At 69.3% G+C, this 15,815-nt stretch carries 14 protein-coding genes; 11 read left to right on the top strand and 3 right to left on the bottom strand.

The genetic code is table 11. The features are described from left to right. The first annotated feature begins 46 nt into the window (after positions 1-46). The 7 genes from bioB to B9N75_RS06735 all read left to right on the top strand — a co-directional run bounded on the left by bioB (position 47) and on the right by B9N75_RS06735 (position 9,069). Positions 47-1,066, top strand: coding sequence for a biotin synthase BioB (gene bioB / locus B9N75_RS06765; protein WP_085218113.1), 1,020 nt, complete (start codon positions 47-49; stop codon positions 1,064-1,066). Further along, a complete protein-coding gene (locus B9N75_RS06760; protein ID WP_085218112.1) occupies positions 1,063-1,881 on the top strand; it encodes an alpha/beta hydrolase in 819 nt (272 codons plus the stop codon). Before bioB ends, B9N75_RS06760 begins: the two co-directional genes overlap by 4 nt. Before the next feature lie 39 nt (positions 1,882-1,920). Further along, entirely contained in the window at positions 1,921-4,071 is a 2,151-nt protein-coding gene (locus B9N75_RS06755; RefSeq protein WP_085218111.1) for an acetyl-CoA carboxylase biotin carboxylase subunit, read from the top strand. A gap of 4 nt (positions 4,072-4,075) precedes the next feature. Next, positions 4,076-6,094: a TonB-dependent receptor gene (locus tag B9N75_RS06750; RefSeq protein ID WP_085218110.1), complete on the top strand. Its 2,019-nt coding sequence runs from the start codon at positions 4,076-4,078 to the stop codon at positions 6,092-6,094. A gap of 76 nt (positions 6,095-6,170) precedes the next feature. Further along, on the top strand, positions 6,171-6,716 hold the full coding sequence (locus tag B9N75_RS06745; protein ID WP_172840831.1) for a YfiR family protein: 546 nt from the start codon (positions 6,171-6,173) through the stop codon (positions 6,714-6,716). Then, on the top strand, positions 6,713-8,446 hold the full coding sequence (locus B9N75_RS06740; RefSeq protein ID WP_085218108.1) for an ATP-binding protein: 1,734 nt from the start codon (positions 6,713-6,715) through the stop codon (positions 8,444-8,446). The genes B9N75_RS06745 and B9N75_RS06740 overlap by 4 nt, the downstream gene beginning before the upstream one ends. Positions 8,447-8,544: 98 nt before the next feature. Then, positions 8,545-9,069 (top strand): hemerythrin domain-containing protein, encoded by a 525-nt coding sequence (locus B9N75_RS06735; protein WP_172840830.1) that lies wholly within the window; start codon positions 8,545-8,547, stop codon positions 9,067-9,069. Here B9N75_RS06735 and B9N75_RS06730 read toward each other — a convergent pair. Then, the gene (locus B9N75_RS06730; RefSeq protein WP_085218106.1) at positions 8,966-9,340 is read right to left on the bottom strand and encodes a response regulator; all 375 of its coding nucleotides are present in this window, start codon (positions 9,338-9,340) and stop codon (positions 8,966-8,968) included. The two genes, B9N75_RS06735 and B9N75_RS06730, sit on opposite strands and share 104 nt — an antisense overlap. A 132-nt stretch (positions 9,341-9,472) precedes the next feature. On the opposite strand from B9N75_RS06730, the gene B9N75_RS06725 reads away from it, so the two are divergent. Both B9N75_RS06725 and B9N75_RS06720 read left to right on the top strand, forming a co-directional pair. After that, positions 9,473-9,916 (top strand): RrF2 family transcriptional regulator, encoded by a 444-nt coding sequence (locus tag B9N75_RS06725; protein ID WP_085218105.1) that lies wholly within the window; start codon positions 9,473-9,475, stop codon positions 9,914-9,916. Continuing rightward, complete coding sequence (locus B9N75_RS06720; RefSeq protein ID WP_085218104.1) at positions 9,913-11,205, top strand: FAD/NAD(P)-binding protein; 1,293 nt, start codon at positions 9,913-9,915, stop codon at positions 11,203-11,205. Before B9N75_RS06725 ends, B9N75_RS06720 begins: the two co-directional genes overlap by 4 nt. Here the strand turns inward: B9N75_RS06720 and B9N75_RS06715 are convergent. Both B9N75_RS06715 and B9N75_RS06710 read right to left on the bottom strand, forming a co-directional pair. After that, a complete protein-coding gene (locus B9N75_RS06715; protein WP_085218103.1) occupies positions 11,202-12,542 on the bottom strand; it encodes a sensor histidine kinase in 1,341 nt (446 codons plus the stop codon). The two genes, B9N75_RS06720 and B9N75_RS06715, sit on opposite strands and share 4 nt — an antisense overlap. A 48-nt stretch (positions 12,543-12,590) precedes the next feature. Next, positions 12,591-13,997, bottom strand: coding sequence for a sigma-54-dependent transcriptional regulator (locus B9N75_RS06710; RefSeq protein ID WP_085218102.1), 1,407 nt, complete (start codon positions 13,995-13,997; stop codon positions 12,591-12,593). Positions 13,998-14,212: 215 nt separating this feature from the next. On the opposite strand from B9N75_RS06710, the gene B9N75_RS13950 reads away from it, so the two are divergent. Together B9N75_RS13950 and B9N75_RS06705 are read left to right on the top strand one after the other, a co-directional pair. Continuing rightward, positions 14,213-14,380, top strand: coding sequence for a hypothetical protein (locus B9N75_RS13950; protein ID WP_157123733.1), 168 nt, complete (start codon positions 14,213-14,215; stop codon positions 14,378-14,380). Positions 14,381-14,504: 124 nt separating this feature from the next. After that, complete coding sequence (locus tag B9N75_RS06705) at positions 14,505-15,815, top strand: efflux RND transporter periplasmic adaptor subunit (RefSeq protein ID WP_085218101.1); 1,311 nt, start codon at positions 14,505-14,507, stop codon at positions 15,813-15,815.

Below are 15,815 nucleotides of genomic sequence, written 5' to 3'. Positions count from 1 at the left end.
GATGACGAAATACCCCTCCCGCCTGCGGGAGGGGCCAGGGGAGGGAATGCCCGGGGTTGGGGAACAGGCCCTCCCCCATCCCCTCCCGCAAGCGGGAGGGGAGCTGCGCACCGACTGGTCCCGCGCCGAAATCACCGCCCTCTTCGATCTCCCTTTCACCGCCCTCGTCTTCCGCGCGGCGGAGGTCCACCGCGCGCATCACGCGCCGGATGCGGTGCAGCTTTCGACCCTGCTCAGCATCAAGACCGGCGGCTGCCCGGAGGATTGCGGCTATTGCTCGCAGTCGGTCCATGCCGAGAGCGGGATCAAGGCGACCAAGCTGATGGACGTGCGCGCGGTGCTGCAGGCCGCGGCGCAGGCGCGGGACCATGGCTCAACCCGCTTCTGCATGGGCGCTGCGTGGCGCAACCCCAAGGATCGCGACATCCCCGCGCTCGCCGAGATGGTGAAGGGCGTCCGCGCGATGGGGATGGAGACGTGCATGACGCTTGGCATGCTGACCGAGGCGCAGGCCGACGCGCTGGCCGAGGCGGGGCTCGATTATTACAACCACAATATCGACACCTCGCCGGAGAATTACGGCGCGGTGATCGGCACGCGCAGCTTCGCCGACCGGCTGGAGACGCTGGAGAATGTCCGTGCCGCAGGGATCAACGTCTGCTGCGGCGGCATCGTCGGCATGGGCGAGACGCGCGAGGACCGCATCGGCTTCCTCCATGCGCTGGCGACACTGCCCGAACATCCCGGATCGGTGCCGATCAACGCGCTGGTGCCGGTGAAGGGCACCGTGCTCGGCGACATGCTGGCCGACACGCCGCTCGCCAAGATCGACGATATCGAGTTCGTCCGCACGGTCGCGGTCGCGCGGATCACGATGCCGGCGAGCATGGTCCGCCTCTCCGCGGGCCGCGAGAGCATGAGCGACGCGGCGCAGGCGCTCTGCTTCCTTGCCGGCGCCAATTCAATCTTCACCGGCGACAAGCTCCTCACCGCCGCCAACGCCGGCGACGACAAGGACGCGGCGCTGTTCGCACGGCTGGGGCTGACGGCGATGGCGGCGGCGTGAGGCGCTTGCTGCTTCTCCTCGCCACGCTGCTTCTCGCGACGCCCGCGATCGCGGAGCCGGTGGCGAAGCCGATCGTGATCGGCGAGGCTTATGCGCTGGCGTCGAAAGCGCTGGGCGGCGAGCGGACGGTGAACGTCTGGACGCCGCCGTCCTATGCGAAGGGCGAGCAGCGCTATCCGGTTCTCTACCTGATCGACGGCGGGATGGCGCAGGACTTCCACCACATCTCCGGCTTGGCGCAGCTCGGGGCGATCTCGTGGCTGACGCAGGAGTTCATCGTGGTCGGCGTCGAGACGGTCGATCGGCGCCGCGAGCTCGCCTTTCCCGTCGAACGCGACGCGAAGCTGCGCGCGGAATATCCGACGGCGGGATCGTCGGACCTCTTCCGCCGCTATCTCATCGACGAAGTGAAGCCGATGGTCGAAGCGCGCTATCGCACATCCGGCGAGGACGTGCTGATCGGCGAGTCGCTCGCCGGGCTGTTCATCGTCGAGACGCTGCTCAAGACGCCCGACGCCTTCGACACCTATATCGCGATGGACCCGAGCCTGTGGTGGGACGACGGGCGGCTGACCGACGAGGCGGCGGGTCTGCTCGCGGCGCACCCGGCGAAGGGGAAGCCGCGCGTCTGGATCAGCATCGGCAAGGAGACGCTGCAGCAGCCGCGTTTCGCCGACCGGCTCGCCGCCGCGCTGCGTGCGCGGGGCACTGCGCTGGAGCTGCACTGGGAGCCGCGTCCGGCGCTCAGCCACGCGACCATCTATCACCCGACGGCGTGGGACGCGCTGCAGGCGCTCTTCCCCCGTCCGGAGTAGCGGCTGGATTCGCGCGGCGGTCAGGCTAGAGAGGGACGCATGTTCAAGAAGATCCTGATCGCGAACCGGGGCGAGATCGCCTGCCGCGTCATCCGCACGGCGCGGGCCATGGGCATCAAGACGGTCGCCGTCTATTCGGATGCCGACGCGCGCGCGCCGCATGTCCGCCTGGCCGACGAGAGCGTGCGGCTCGGCCCGCCGCCGGCCGCCGAATCCTATCTGAAGGCCGAGCTGATCATCGACGCCTGCAAGGCGACCGGCGCCGAGGCGGTGCATCCCGGCTACGGCTTCCTTTCCGAGCGCGAGAGCTTCGCCAAGGCGCTGGCCGACGCGGGCATCGCGTTCATCGGGCCGCCGCCCAACGCCATCGCCGCGATGGGCGACAAGATCGAATCGAAGAAGCTGGCGAAGGAAGCGGGGGTCAACGTCGTCCCCGGCTATCTCGGCGAGATCGCGGACACCGACGCGGCGGTGAAGATCGCCTCCGACATCGGCTATCCGGTGATGATGAAGGCGAGCGCCGGCGGCGGCGGCAAGGGCATGCGCCTCGCCTGGAGCGAGCAGGACGTGCGCGAGGGCTTCGAGGCGACCAAGCGCGAGGGGTTGGCGAGCTTCGGCGACGACCGGGTGTTCATCGAGAAATTCATCGAGAGCCCGCGCCATATCGAAATCCAGGTGCTCGGCGATCAGCACGGCAACATCGTCTATCTCGGCGAGCGCGAATGCTCGATCCAGCGCCGCCACCAGAAGGTGGTGGAGGAAGCGCCGTCGCCCTTCGTGACGCCCGAGATGCGCAAGGCCATGGGTGAGCAGGCCGTCGCGCTGGCGCGGGCGGTGGGCTATTATTCGGCGGGCACCGTCGAACTGATCGTCTCCGGCGCCGACACGACGGGCGAGAGCTTCTACTTCCTCGAGATGAACACCCGGCTCCAGGTCGAGCATCCGGTGACCGAGGAGGTGACAGGGCTCGATCTCGTCGAGCAGATGATCCGCGTCGCTTACGGAGAAAAGCTGGCGTTCACCCAGGACGATGTCACGCTCACCGGCTGGGCGATCGAGAACCGCGTCTATGCGGAAGATCCCTATCGCGGCTTCCTGCCGAGCACGGGGAGGCTGGTGCATTATCGACCACCCCAGACTTCCCCCTCCCGCTTGCGGGAGGGGCCAGGGGAGGGACTGTCTGGAAGTGGGGAACAAGCCCTCCCCCGGCCCAGTGCTGGGTCGGCTGTGCCCCCGGCACAGCCTGAGCCGCGCGGGGCGCGGTTCAACCAGCACTCGCAAGCGGGAGGGGAGGTTCGCACCCGCGTCGATGACGGCGTGGTCGAAGGCGGCGAAGTTTCGATGTTCTACGATCCGATGATCGCCAAGCTCGTGACCTGGGCGCCGACCCGCGAGGGCGCGATCGACCGACAGATCCGCGCGCTCGACGCGTTCCGCATCGACGGCATCGGCCACAATATCGACTTCCTGTCCGCGCTGATGCAGCACCCGCGCTTCCGCTCGGGAAACATCACCACCGGCTTCATCGCCGAGGAATATCCCGAAGGCTTCACTGGCGCGCCGCCATCCGACCAACTGATCGCCGATCTCGCGGTGATCGCGGCGCTGATCGGGCATGAGACTGACCGGCGCGCCGGATCGATCGCCGGCCAGCTCAACGGCGCGCCGCCAGCAGTGGGCGAGCGTGTCGTCCGCATCGCCGGGAGCGAGCATCGGCTGACCGTCGCCGATGCCGAGGGCGCGACTTTGATCCGCCGCGCGGGCGAGGAACAGCCGCATGAGGTGATCGGCGTCTGGGCGCCCGGCCAGCTCCGCTTCAAGGGCAGCGTCGACGGGCGCGAGCATATCGTCCAGATCGCGCGACGCGGCCGGCAGTGGCGGCTGACCGCGCGTGGCGCCAGCCATGTCGTTGACGTGCTCCCCGCGCATGTCGCGGAACTCAGCCGCCACATGATCGAGAAGGTGCCGCCCGATCTTTCCAAATTCCTGCTCTGCCCAATGCCGGGGCTGCTGACCGCGCTCCACGTCAACGCTGGCGACAGCGTCGAGGCGGGCCAGCCGCTGGCGGTGGTCGAGGCGATGAAAATGGAGAATATCCTGCGCGCCGAGAAGGCCGGCACGGTCAAGGCGGTGGCCGCCAAGCCGGGCGACAGCCTCGCCGTCGATGCGGTGATCGTCGAGTTCGAATAAAGGCGTGATCGCAGCCCTCCTCGCCGCGGCGCTGCAGCCGCAGGATATCGTCGTCACAGGGTCGGCACTGCCCGATGCGCCGGGCGATGCGGCCTATGCGAGCGTCGATATCGGCCGCGAGCGGCTGACTGGTGCGGCGTCGAACCGGCTGGAGGATATCTTACGCGACGTTCCGGGGCTCCAGCTCTTCCGCCGATCGGACTCGCGCTCGGCCAATCCCACCAGCCAGGGGGTGACGCTGCGCGCCCTCGGCGGCAATGCGTCGAGCCGCGCCTTGCTGACGCTGGACGGGGTGCCGCAGAGCGATCCGTTCGGCGGCTGGGTGAATTGGCCGGCCTACCGCCCCGAGCGGCTCGGCGGCGTGCGGGTGACGCGCGGCGGCGGCAGCGGCGCAGACGGCCCGGGCGCGATCGCCGGCACCATCGCATTGCGCTCCGCTATCCCTTCCGATCTCGATGGGCTCAGCGCGGGCGCCGCTTATGGCAGCCGCGACAGCATCGACGCCTTCGCGGCTTATGGTGGTGCAGTCGGCGAAGGCTTTGCGTCGTTCGGCGCTTCCTACGCGACTGGCGACGGCTTCATCCCCGTCGTCGCCGAAGACCGCGGCCCCGCCGACCGCGCCGCGCGCTACGATCAGGCGAGCCTTGCCGCGCGCGGCGTCGCGCCGATCGGCGGCGCGACCGAGTTGCAGGCCAGCGCCCTGCTGTTCCGCGACGCACGCGACCGCGGGCTCGACTTCACCAACAGCCGCACCAAGGGCGCAGACGCATCGCTGCGGCTGGTGGGATCAGGCGATCTGCCATGGAGCGCGCTCGCCTATGTGCAGACGCGCGACTATTACAACAGCTTCGCCAGCACGACGCCTGGCCGGACCGCGGCGACGCAGGTGTCCGAGCAATATACGGTGCCCTCCACCGGCATTGGCGCGCGCGGCGAAATCCGGCCGCGGATCGGCGCGGTGGAGCTCCGCATCGGCGGCGATGCGCGCCGCACCACGGGGGAGACGCGCGAGCGCTACAATTTCCAGAACGGCAGCGCGACGCGGCTGCGCGAGGCGGGTGGCGCGACGACGACGATCGGCGCCTTTGCCGAAGCGACGATCGAGACTGACGCCTGGACGCTGACGGGCGGCGCGCGGATCGATCGTTGGCGGATTTCAGACGGCCGACTGGAGGAGCGGCCGGTGGCAGGCGGCGCCGCCTTCACCGATACCGATTTCGTCGATCGCAGCGGCTGGGAGCCGACCGCGCGTGCCGGCGCGGTCTTTCATGCGGCGCCCTCCGTCGATCTGCGCGCCGCCGCCTATCTCGGCTGGCGGCTGCCGACGTTGAACGAACTCTACCGCCCGTTTCGCGTCGGGCCGGACGCGGTCGCCGCGAACGACGCGCTTGCGCCCGAGCGGCTGCGCGGGATCGAGGCGGGAGCGGAATGGCGCCCGGCGGAGGGCGCGTGCGTCGGCGTCACGCTGTTCGCCAACCGCCTCGACAATGCCATCGCCAACGTGACGCTCGGCACCGGGCCGGGGACGTTCCCGGGCGTCGGCTTCGTCGCGGCAGGCGGCACCTACAGCCAGCGCCGCAACCTCGACGCGATCGTCTCGCGCGGGATCGAGGCGGACGCGGGCATTCGCCGCGGCGACTGGTCGCTGACCGCAGGCTATGCCTTCGCCGATGCCGAAGTTCGTGCGGACGCCCCGGCAGCGGCGCTCGACGGCCTCCGGCCCGCGCAAACGCCGCGCCACAGCGTCTCCGCCACGATCGGCTGGACGCGCGACCGGGCGGCGGCATCGCTCACCACGCGCTATACCGCCGCGCAGTTCGAGGATGATCTCAACCGCCAGCGCATCTCTTCCGCGCTTACCTTCGATGCCGCCGCGGCGGTGCCGCTCACCGGCGGGCTCGCGCTCGAGGCGCGGGCGGAGAATATCGGCGACCGGCGCGTCGTCGCGGGCATCGCGGGCGACGGCACGGTGGAACGCGCGACGCCCCGGACGCTCTGGATCGGCTTCAAGTGGCGCGGCTGAACGCGCATCGCAGCTTGAGTCGAGCGGGCACACAGCGCTAAGCCGGAGCGTCACTGCTTCACGAGGTGCCGCTTCCTTGGCCTGCCGGACTGCCCTTACCCGCCTGCTGGCGGCGCTGCTGATCGCCGGGGCCGCCGCGCCCGCCGGCGCGCAGCTCCGCGACGACAGGGTAACGGCCGGCTTCCTCCCCAAGCTCGCCCATTATGTCGAATGGCCGGAAGGCGCGCGGCCCGGCGCGGGCGAGCCGATGACGCTATGCGTGCTGGGGATCGATCCGTTCGGGCCTATCCTGGAGCAGGCGGCGCGGCGGCAGGCGGTGCTCGGCCACCGGCTCGCCGTCCGCCACCTCCAGGATGCCGGCCGGGCGGAGGGCTGCGCAATGGCTTATGTCCAGGGATCGAGCGGCCGGACGACGGCGGCGATGCTGGCGGCCCTGAAGGGCAAGCCCGTGCTGACCGTCACCGACGCACGGTTCGGCGAGGTGCGGGGCATGGTCCATTTCGCCGTGCAGAACGGCCGCGTCGGCTTCCATATCGACGATCAGGCCGCGGCGGACGCCGGACTCGGCATCAGCTCGCGCTTGCTCGGCATCGCCCGCAGCGTCCGGCAGCGCGGCCCTTGACGACACCCGAGGCGATCGACGCCCGCTGGCGGCGGGTACCCCTGCTGGCGACGCTGCTCGCACTCTTCCTGTTTCTGGCGGGGGTTGTAATCATCCTGCTGAGCGCCAACGCCAATCAGGCGCAGCGCGCGAGAGAGACCGGCGTGCAGGCGGAGATGATGGCGGCAAGTGTCGTCGCCGCGCTCGATTTCGGCGATGCGGAAGCGGCGCAGGATTCGATGAACGCCGCCCGCGCCAACCCGCAAGTGGTCTACGCTGCAACCTATGACGGCGGCGGCCAGCTCGTCGCCAGCTTCGTTCGCGGCGGCGGGCGGCTTCCCGCCAATCTGTCCGCCGCGCCGAGCGAGGACGGCCTGCGCATCGCCCAGGCGCCGGTGCTGCGCGGCGGCGACAGGATCGGCACTGTGCGCATCGCAGTGGCGCGCGAGCCATTGTCGCGCCGGGCCGCGCGTTTTGCGCTGATCGGCATCTTCGTCGTCATGGCGGCGCTGATCGCCGCGGTGCTCGGCGCTGCGACTGCTGCACTCCGCCGCGCCAACCGGATGCTCACCGAGCGCGCCGACGCCTTGACCGACTCCAACGCGGCGCTGCAGGTCGAGATCGAGGAGCGCGGCAAGGCGGAGGAGCAGCTCCGCCAGGCCCAGAAGATGCAGGCGCTCGGCCAGCTCACCGGCGGCATCGCGCATGATTTCAACAATCTGCTGACGGTAATCCAGGGATCGGCCGACATGCTGACCCGGCCCGGCCTTGCCGAGGACAAGCGCGCGCGCTTCGCCGGGGCGATCGCCGACGCCGCCAGCCGCGCCGCGGCGCTGACCAGCCAGCTCCTCGCCTTCGCGCGCCGCCAGCCGCTCAGCCCCGAAGTGATCGATCTCAACCGCCAGCTCGCGGGGATGGTCGATATGCTGGATCGCGCGCTGGGCGAGCGGGTCGAGGTGCGGACCGCGCTTTACCCCGGCGCCTGCCTCGTCGAAGCCGATCCCGCGCAGCTCGAGGCGGCGGTGCTCAACATCGCGGTCAATGCGCGCGATGCGATGGCGAACGGCGGCGTGCTCACGATCGCCACATCGCCCATCGATTTCGATAGCTGCGATGCCATCGCGCTCGCGATTTCCGACGATGGTTCGGGCATCGATCCCGAGACGCTGTCGCGCGTGTTCGAGCCTTTCTTCACCACCAAGGACGTTGGCAAGGGGACCGGCCTCGGCCTCAGCCAGGTCTACGGTTTCGCGACGCAATCGGGCGGCGATATCCGCATCGAGTCGCGGGAGGGGGAAGGCACGACGGTGACGCTGATTCTCCCGTGCTCGAGAGCCGAACTGGCCGAGGCGCCGCGGGTTGCAAGGGAGCCAGCGCAGGCGCGTCCCGCCGGTCGCATCCTGGTGGTGGACGACAATGAGGACGTCGGCGCCTTCGCCGAAGCGCTATTGAGCGAACTCGGCCACCGCGTCATCCGCGCGCGGAGCGGCGAGGAGGCGCTGGCGATCTTCGCCAAATTCCCGGTCGACGCCGTCTTCACCGATGTCGTGATGCCGGGGATGAGCGGACTGGAGCTCGCCGACCGGCTGCGCAGCGACAATCCCGGCCTGCCCGTTGTGCTGACGACCGGCTACAGCGATCGCATCGCCGAAGCGGGCGCGGGCGGGCTGCCGGTGGTGTTCAAGCCGTATCGCCTAGAATCACTCTCCGCCGCCATTTCGCGCGCGCTCGCCGGGCAGGGCGCCGCCTGAAGCCTGCGGCGATTACGGGTGCCCCGCGCAACCGCGCCTTTGGCCGTCGGCTCTATCGCGGAACAGGAAGAAGCCGATCCTGTTTCCGGACCCTTGCCTTGCCGCCCCCCACCCTTCCCTTCCGCCGCGAACATCGCTTGATCGACCAGGCCGCCCGCCAGCTTCGCATGGTGGTCGCACAGGGAAAGCCGCCCGATCCCTCCATCCTATTCGCTCTGCGCCAGCGCTTCTCGGCGCTGCTCACCGCGCATCTCAATGGCGAGGACTGGATGATGTATCCGCGGATACGCGCGGGTCAGGATGCGAGGGCGGCGGCGGTGGCCGACCGGTTCGTGGCTGAGATGGGCGCCCTGTCGCGCGACTATGCCGCTTACGACCGGCAATGGACCGGCACCGCGGCGGCGGCCGATTGGCCCGCGTTTCGCGCCGCTACCAGCGCCATCCTGGATGCGCTCGCGATCCGCATCGCGCGCGAGGAGGAGGAGCTCTATCCGCTGCTCGACGTGCTGGCGTCGTGCGTCAGCGCGCCGGATGCTTCAGCCGCTGCTCGATCAGTTCGGCCATCTCGGCAAGCTGGAACGGCTTGTGGAGCAGCGGCACGTCAGGCCCCACCGCCTTCTTGATCGCGCGCTCCTCCGCGAAGCCGCTGGCGAAAATCACCGGAATGCCCGGATGGATATCCTTTGCGCGGCGCGCGAGTTCGGCGCCGTCCATGCCCGGCATCGCATAATCGAGGATCACCACGTCGGGACGCTCTTCCTTCAGCAGCGCGATCGCGGCATCGCCGTCCGCTGCCTCGATCGGCGCATAGCCCAGCGTCTCGAGAAGCTGACGGATGGTGGCGCGGACATCCTCGTCGTCGTCGACCACCAGCACCTTTTCGCCGCCGTTCATAGCGCCAATCTCCTGCCCCGACCGCCGCGATCATGCCCCGAAATCACCGGGATATAAAGCGAAACACGGCGTGCATGCGGGTTTCACGGGGGAAAGGTTGCAAAGCCGGAGGCAAACGCCCAAGGGGTGGCGATGCTTTCTCAACGAACTCGGTATACAATCCGGGCGCTCCTCCACCTTGCCGATCGCTATGGCGCAGGGCCGGTGCAGCTTGCCGAGATCGCAGAGGCGCAGGCCATCCCGTCCAAGTTCCTGACCGTGATGCTGTCCGAGATGCGGCGCGAGGGGCTGGTCAATTCGCTGCGCGGGCGCGAGGGCGGCTATTGGCTCGCCCGACCGCCGCACGAGATCAGCTACGGCGAGATCGTACGCCTGACGCGCGGATCGCTCGGCCTGCTGCCCTGCGCCAGCCGCCGCGCCTATGAGAAGTGCGAGAATTGCATCGACGAGGATCGCTGCCGCCTCCACCGCGTAATGCTGATGGTGCGCGACGAGACCGCGCGCATCCTCGACGGGCTGACCCTCGCCGATCCGGTGCCCGAGATCGCCGAGCCGTCCGCGGTGCAGGCCGCATGAGCCGCCGCGTCGCGGTCATCGGCGGCGGCTATACGGGCGCCGCGCAGGCAATCGCGCTCAAGCGGGCGGGCGCGCATCCGATCCTGATCGAGCGCGCCGGCCAGCCCGGGCGCGGCGTCGCTTATGCGACCCGCTACGACGATCATCTCCTCAACGTCCGCGCCGGGAGCATGAGCGCGTTTGCCGATGCGCCATCGCACTTCGCCGAATGGTTCGTGCGGCATGGCGGCGATGCGGCCGGCTTCGCGCCGCGCAAGCTCTATGGCCGCTACATCGCCGAGCAGCTTGCCGAAGCGGGCGTCGAGATCGTGCGCGGCGAGGCCGTGGCGATCGCGCCGGGCGGGGCAGACGTGACGCTGGCCGACGGGCGCGTGATCCAAGCGGATGCTGCGGTGCTGGCGGTCGGCAATTTGCCGCCGGCGACTCCAGGCGGGCTCTCCGCCGCGCTGCGCGCCAGCCCGCTCTATGTTTCCGATCCATGGGCGGTCGATGTCGCCGCCGGTCTCGGGCCCGACGATGCGGTGATGCTGATCGGCACCGGGCTCACTGCGATCGACATGGCGCTGATCCTCGACAGCGCGGGCTTCGAAGGATCCACGCTGGCGCTCTCGCGCCGCGGCCTCGCGCCGCGCGCGCACGTCGAACCCGGCCCGGTAACACCGGTGAACGATCCGCCCGCGCCGCCGAAGGGATCAGCGCTGCTTCGCGAGGTCCGCGAGACGGCCGAGGCGCTCGGTTGGCGCGCGGCGGTGGACCGGCTCCGCCCGGTGACCCAGCGGTTGTGGCGTGAAGGCAGCGACGCGGATCGCGAGCGCTTCCTCCGTCACCTCCGCCCGTGGTGGGACGTGCATCGCCACCGCATCGCCCCCTCCGTCGCGGCGCGGATCGCGGGCATGGAGAAAGCGGGGCGCCTTCGCTTTGCAGGCGGACGCATTCTCGGCGCCGATCTCGCCGGCGATCGCGCCGAAGTGCGCTGGCAACCGCGCGGCTCCGTATCTGTCGAGACGATCAAAGTGGCACGCATCGTCAATTGCACCGGGCCGCTCGCCGACATTCGCAAGGCGGGCGATCCGCTGCTCGACGCGCTGCTCGGCGCGGGCCGCATCCGCCCCGACACGCTGCGGCTGGGCATCGACGTCGATGGCGAAGGCCGCGTGCTTCACGCCGACGGCAGCGCCGATGCGCAGCTCCGCGCGGTCGGCCCGCTGACCAAGGGCGCGCTGTGGGAGATCGTCGCGGTGCCGGACATCCGCGTCCAGGTGCAGGCGATGGCGGAGCGGGTCGCCTAGATCAGTATCCGGAACGCGGCGCCGCCCTCGGCGCTTTCGGTCAGCGCGATCGAGCCGCGGTGGGCGAGCACGATCTGCCGTGCGAGGCTGAGGCCGACGCCGGTGCCCTTCGCCTTGGTGGTGAAGAAGGGCAGGAACACGTCCTTGCGGATCGATTCGGGCACGCCCGGGCCGTTGTCGCCCACCTCGATCTGGATGCGGCCGCGGTTGGTGAGGCTGAACGACAGACGCACCACCGGCTTGTCGCTATGCCCCGAAGCCGCCTCCGCACCATTCTTCATCAGGTTGATCAGGACCTGGCTCATCAAATCGGGATCGAGCTCGACCGGCAAATCGTCCGGCGTGACGTCGAGCTGGAAATCCACCTTGCCGTCCGCATCGGCCGCGCACGCGATGCGGACCAGCTCCGCCGCCCAAGGCTCGGCGGCGAAGGTCTGCACGCGGATCTCCGGCGTACGGCTGATCTGGCGGTAGCTTTCGACGAAATGCATCACCCCGTCGGCGCGGCGGGCGAGCGTATCAATCGCCATGCGCGCATCGGCGACCGCGCGGGCGTCGCCCTTTTCGGCATCGGCCATCAGCTTCGCCGCGGTCTGCGCGAGCGAGGTGACCGGCGTCATCGAGTTCATGATCTCGTGGGTCAGCACGCGCACCAGATCGCTCTGCGCGGCCAGCTCGACCGCGTTGAGCTCGCCCTGGATCGGCTGCATCGCGATGACGCGCACCTGCCCGCCGAGCCGGTGCACCGATGCCGCCGTCACCATTGCCGATTGCGGCAAGCTCTCCAGCATCACCGGCAGCAGCCGCGCGCGGCCGACAGGGAGCTCGGTCAGGCTCTTGGCGAAGGCGTCGCCGTAGATCTGGAAATCGGCGACGCGGACGCCGCTGTGGCGGACCATCAGCCGCCGTGCCGCCTTGTTGGCGAGCTCGACGCGGCCTTCCTCGTCGATGGTGATGAGCGGCGTCGGCGCATCGTCGAGCACCGATTCGTAGAAGCGGCTGGCGTCGGTCAGCCGGTTGCGCTCGGCGCGCAGCTTGGTCATCGCATCCTCGAGCGCTTCGCCGATCTCGCCGAATCCGCTGCCTTCGTGGCGGTGGCTGAAGCCCTGGCTGAGATCGCCGAAGCGCACCGCATCGACGAAGCGCGCCAGCTCGACATTGGTGCGCTGGATGTAGCGCCACAGCCCCGCCACCGCACCGAGTGTGAGCATGCCCGCGACAAGCCGTGCCGCGCCCAGCCCTTCGGTGCCGAACGTCCAGACGAGCCCGTAGACCGCCGCGACGAGCAGCCCGACGCGCCACGCGAGGCCGGACAGGAAGCGCCGGCGGAAGTTCATCCGAACGTCTCGCTGGTTAGCGGCAGACGGTAGGAACCGGCGCCGCGATCAAAGCCCATGCTTTTCCATCCGACGGTAGAGCGAGGCGCGGGTGAGACCCAGATCCTGCGCGGCAAGCGAGATGTTGTAGCCGTGGCGCTTCAACGCCGCCTCGATCATGTTACGCTCGGCGCGTTCCAGATTGAGATCGTCGCCGCCGGAAGGCGCAGCCGGCACCGTCGCCGCGGCGGGGCGCGGCGCTGCAGCACGCGACAGCGAGAAATCATCGACGGTGAACGCCTCGCCGTCTCCCAGGATCACCGCGCGTTCGCATGCGTGGCGGAGCGCGCGGACGTTGCCGGGCCAATCATATTCCTCGAGCGCGCGCGCGACATCGGCGGGGATGGCGCGCGGCGGCTTGCCGTATTTCCGGCTGTAGAAGCCGGTGAAATGATCGACGAGCATCGGCACGTCGCGGCGGCGATCGCGCAGCGGAGGCAGGTCGATCTCCACCGTGTTGAGCCGGAACAGCAGATCCTGGCGAAACAGCCCCTCGTCGGCGAGCCGGTCGGGCGGCAGGTTGGTCGCGGCGATGACGCGGACGTCGATCGGCACCGGCCGGTTGGCGCCGACCGGCGTCACCTCGCGCTGCTCGAGCGCGGTCAGCAGCTTGGGCTGGAGGTGAAGCGGCAGATTGCCGACCTCGTCGAGGAACAGAGTGCCGCCGTTCGCCGCCTGCAGCCGCCCGATCCGGTCCCCCCGCGCATCGGTGAACGCACCCTTCACATGGCCGAACAACTCGCTTTCGAAGAGATTCTCGGCGACCGCGCCGAGATCGACCGAGACGAAGACGTTGCCCGCGCGGCGCGATTTCTCGTGCAGCGCGCGCGCGACGAGCTCCTTGCCGGTGCCATTCTCGCCGAGGATCAGCACGTTCGCCTCGGTCGGCGCAGCGCGCTCGATCAGCGAGAAGACGCGCGCCATGCCGGGCGAATTGCCGAGGATCGGCGTCTCCGATCCGCCCGCCGGCGTGGCGATCACCGCGGCGCGCTTGCGCTCGGTCGTCGCCTCCTCGCGCGTGTTGCGGAGCGCGGCGGCAGTGCGCACCGTCGCCAGCAGCCGCTCGTTGGACCAGGGCTTGGAAATGAAGTCGGTCGCGCCGCGCTTCATCGCCTCGACCGCGATCTGCACGCCGCCATGCGCGGTGATCATCACCACCACCGCGTCGGGATCGTGCTTCAATATCTCGGTCAGCCAATGAAAGCCCTCGGCCGCATTGGTCGCGCCGCGGCCGAAGTTGGCGTCGAGAAGGACGACGTCGGGCAGCGCCTCGTCCATCGCCGCCATTGCCTCCTCGGGCGTCTGGAAGGTCGCGACTTCCTCGAACAGGTCGCGCAGCAGCAGCCGGGCGGACAGCAGGATGTCGGGATCGTCGTCGACGATGATGCAGCGTTTGAAAGTCTGCCCCCGGGTCACGTCTTCCTCCTATTCGCTCAACGCCGCTGCACAAACAATTTCCGTGCCAGCACTGTCCGCCCGCGGACGGACCCCGTCCGTTTCCGGACAATTTGCCGCCGGGCTTCCGGCCAGAGCATGCCCCGAAAATGGCTCAAATCCGCGCTCCGCAGCGCTTGGCACGGCTGATGCTGGGTAAGCGGCGGGGAATCCATCCCGCCAACGGAGTAAGGACAATGCCGAAGCTGGAAACCATCGCGTTCGTGACGCTCGGGATGCTTGCACCCGTCGTGATGACGAGTGTCGCGCTGGAGCCGGTGCAGGCCGGCAAGCCCAAGGTGGAATCGGTGCAGAAGTGCAGCCGGGCCGCGATGGCGCCGATGTGCGAATACGTCCGCGCGTGATTGTCCGTTCGCGAACAGTTTCTGTCCGGTTTCGGACACCGTATCCGGTCGCACCGGCAGGAAATCCGCCCCTCGCTTCTGGCACGCGCCTTGCGAGGGACGGATTTCCACAGGGGCAGCTAAGATGAGCGTCATCACCATGAAATCGCACGAAGGCGACGCGCCGGTGACCGGCGGCGCGATGGACCGTGTCGTCGAGAAGAAGGGTCTGTCGAAGCAGGTCAAGATCGGCATCGGCGCGGCGCTGCTCGCGATCGGCGCGGCCGGCTTCTATACGATGGCGCCGGACGCTGCGAGCCAGACGGTGGCGACCAGCCGCCTCACCATATCCGAAGTGCGCAAGGGCCGGTTCGACGACTTCCTGCCGCTCCGCGCCCGCGTCACCCCGCTCGTCACCGTCTATCTCGATGCGGTCGAGGGCGGCCGGGTCGAGAAGGTGATGGTCGAAGACGGCGCGATGGTCCAGCAGGGCCAGCTCCTCGCCGTCCTCTCCAATTCCGATCTCCAGCTCAACCTGCTCGCGCGCCAGACCGAAGTCTCGCGTGAGATCAACTCGATGCGCAGCCAAGAGCTCGCGCTCGCGCAGACCCGCATCCAGGACGAGCGCTCGGTAATCGAGGCGCAGCTCGCCGCCGACAAGGCGCGGCGCCAATATGAGGTGCAGAAGCCGCTGGCCGACAAGGGCTTCGTCGCGGGCAAGACGTTTCGCGACAGCGAGGACGAATATCGCTCCAACAAGGAGCGCGCCGAGGTGCTGCGCCGCGCGCAGGCGGTGAACGAGCGGCTGCAATCGAGCCAGCTCGCCCAGCTCCGCGCCTCCAACGCCTCGCTCGCCGGCAGCCTCGACATCGCGCGCGCCACGCTCGACGCGCTGAACCTGCGCGCGCCGGTCTCGGGCCAGCTCACCGCTTTCTCGATCCAGGTCGGCCAGTCGATGAACCGCGGCGAGCGCCTCGGCCAGATCGACAGCGCGGGCCGCAACAAGCTCGTCGCGCAGGTCGACGAATTCTATCTTGGTCGCGTCCAGCCAGGGCAGATCGCCACCGCCGAATGGGGCGGCAAGACCTATCAGTTGAAAGTCGCGAAAATCTATCCGCAGGTCCGCAACGGCACGTTCGAGGTCGATCTCGGCTTCACCGGCGCGGAGCCCGAGCAGGTCCAGCGCGGCCAGACGCTGCAGATGCGCCTGACGCTGGGCGATCCGTCGCCGGCGCTGCTGATCCCCAACGGCGCCTTCTACAACGAGACCGGCGGCGCCTATGTCTTCGTCGTCGCGCCGGGCGGCGGCGAGGCAGTCAAGCGCCCCGTGCGCCTCGGTCGCCGCAACGCCGATTTCATTGAGGTTCTCGAAGGGCTCGAGCCCGGCGAGCGCGTCATCACCTCTCCCTACACCGGTTTCGCCGACAAGGATCGGCTCGACCTCTCCAGCGAATGA

Source organism: Allosphingosinicella indica (assembly GCF_900177405.1).
GTDB classification, from domain to species: Bacteria; Pseudomonadota; Alphaproteobacteria; order Sphingomonadales; family Sphingomonadaceae; genus Allosphingosinicella; species Allosphingosinicella indica.
Note: the sequence above shows the minus strand (reverse complement) of the source record. Positions and strands in the feature narration are given on the sequence as shown.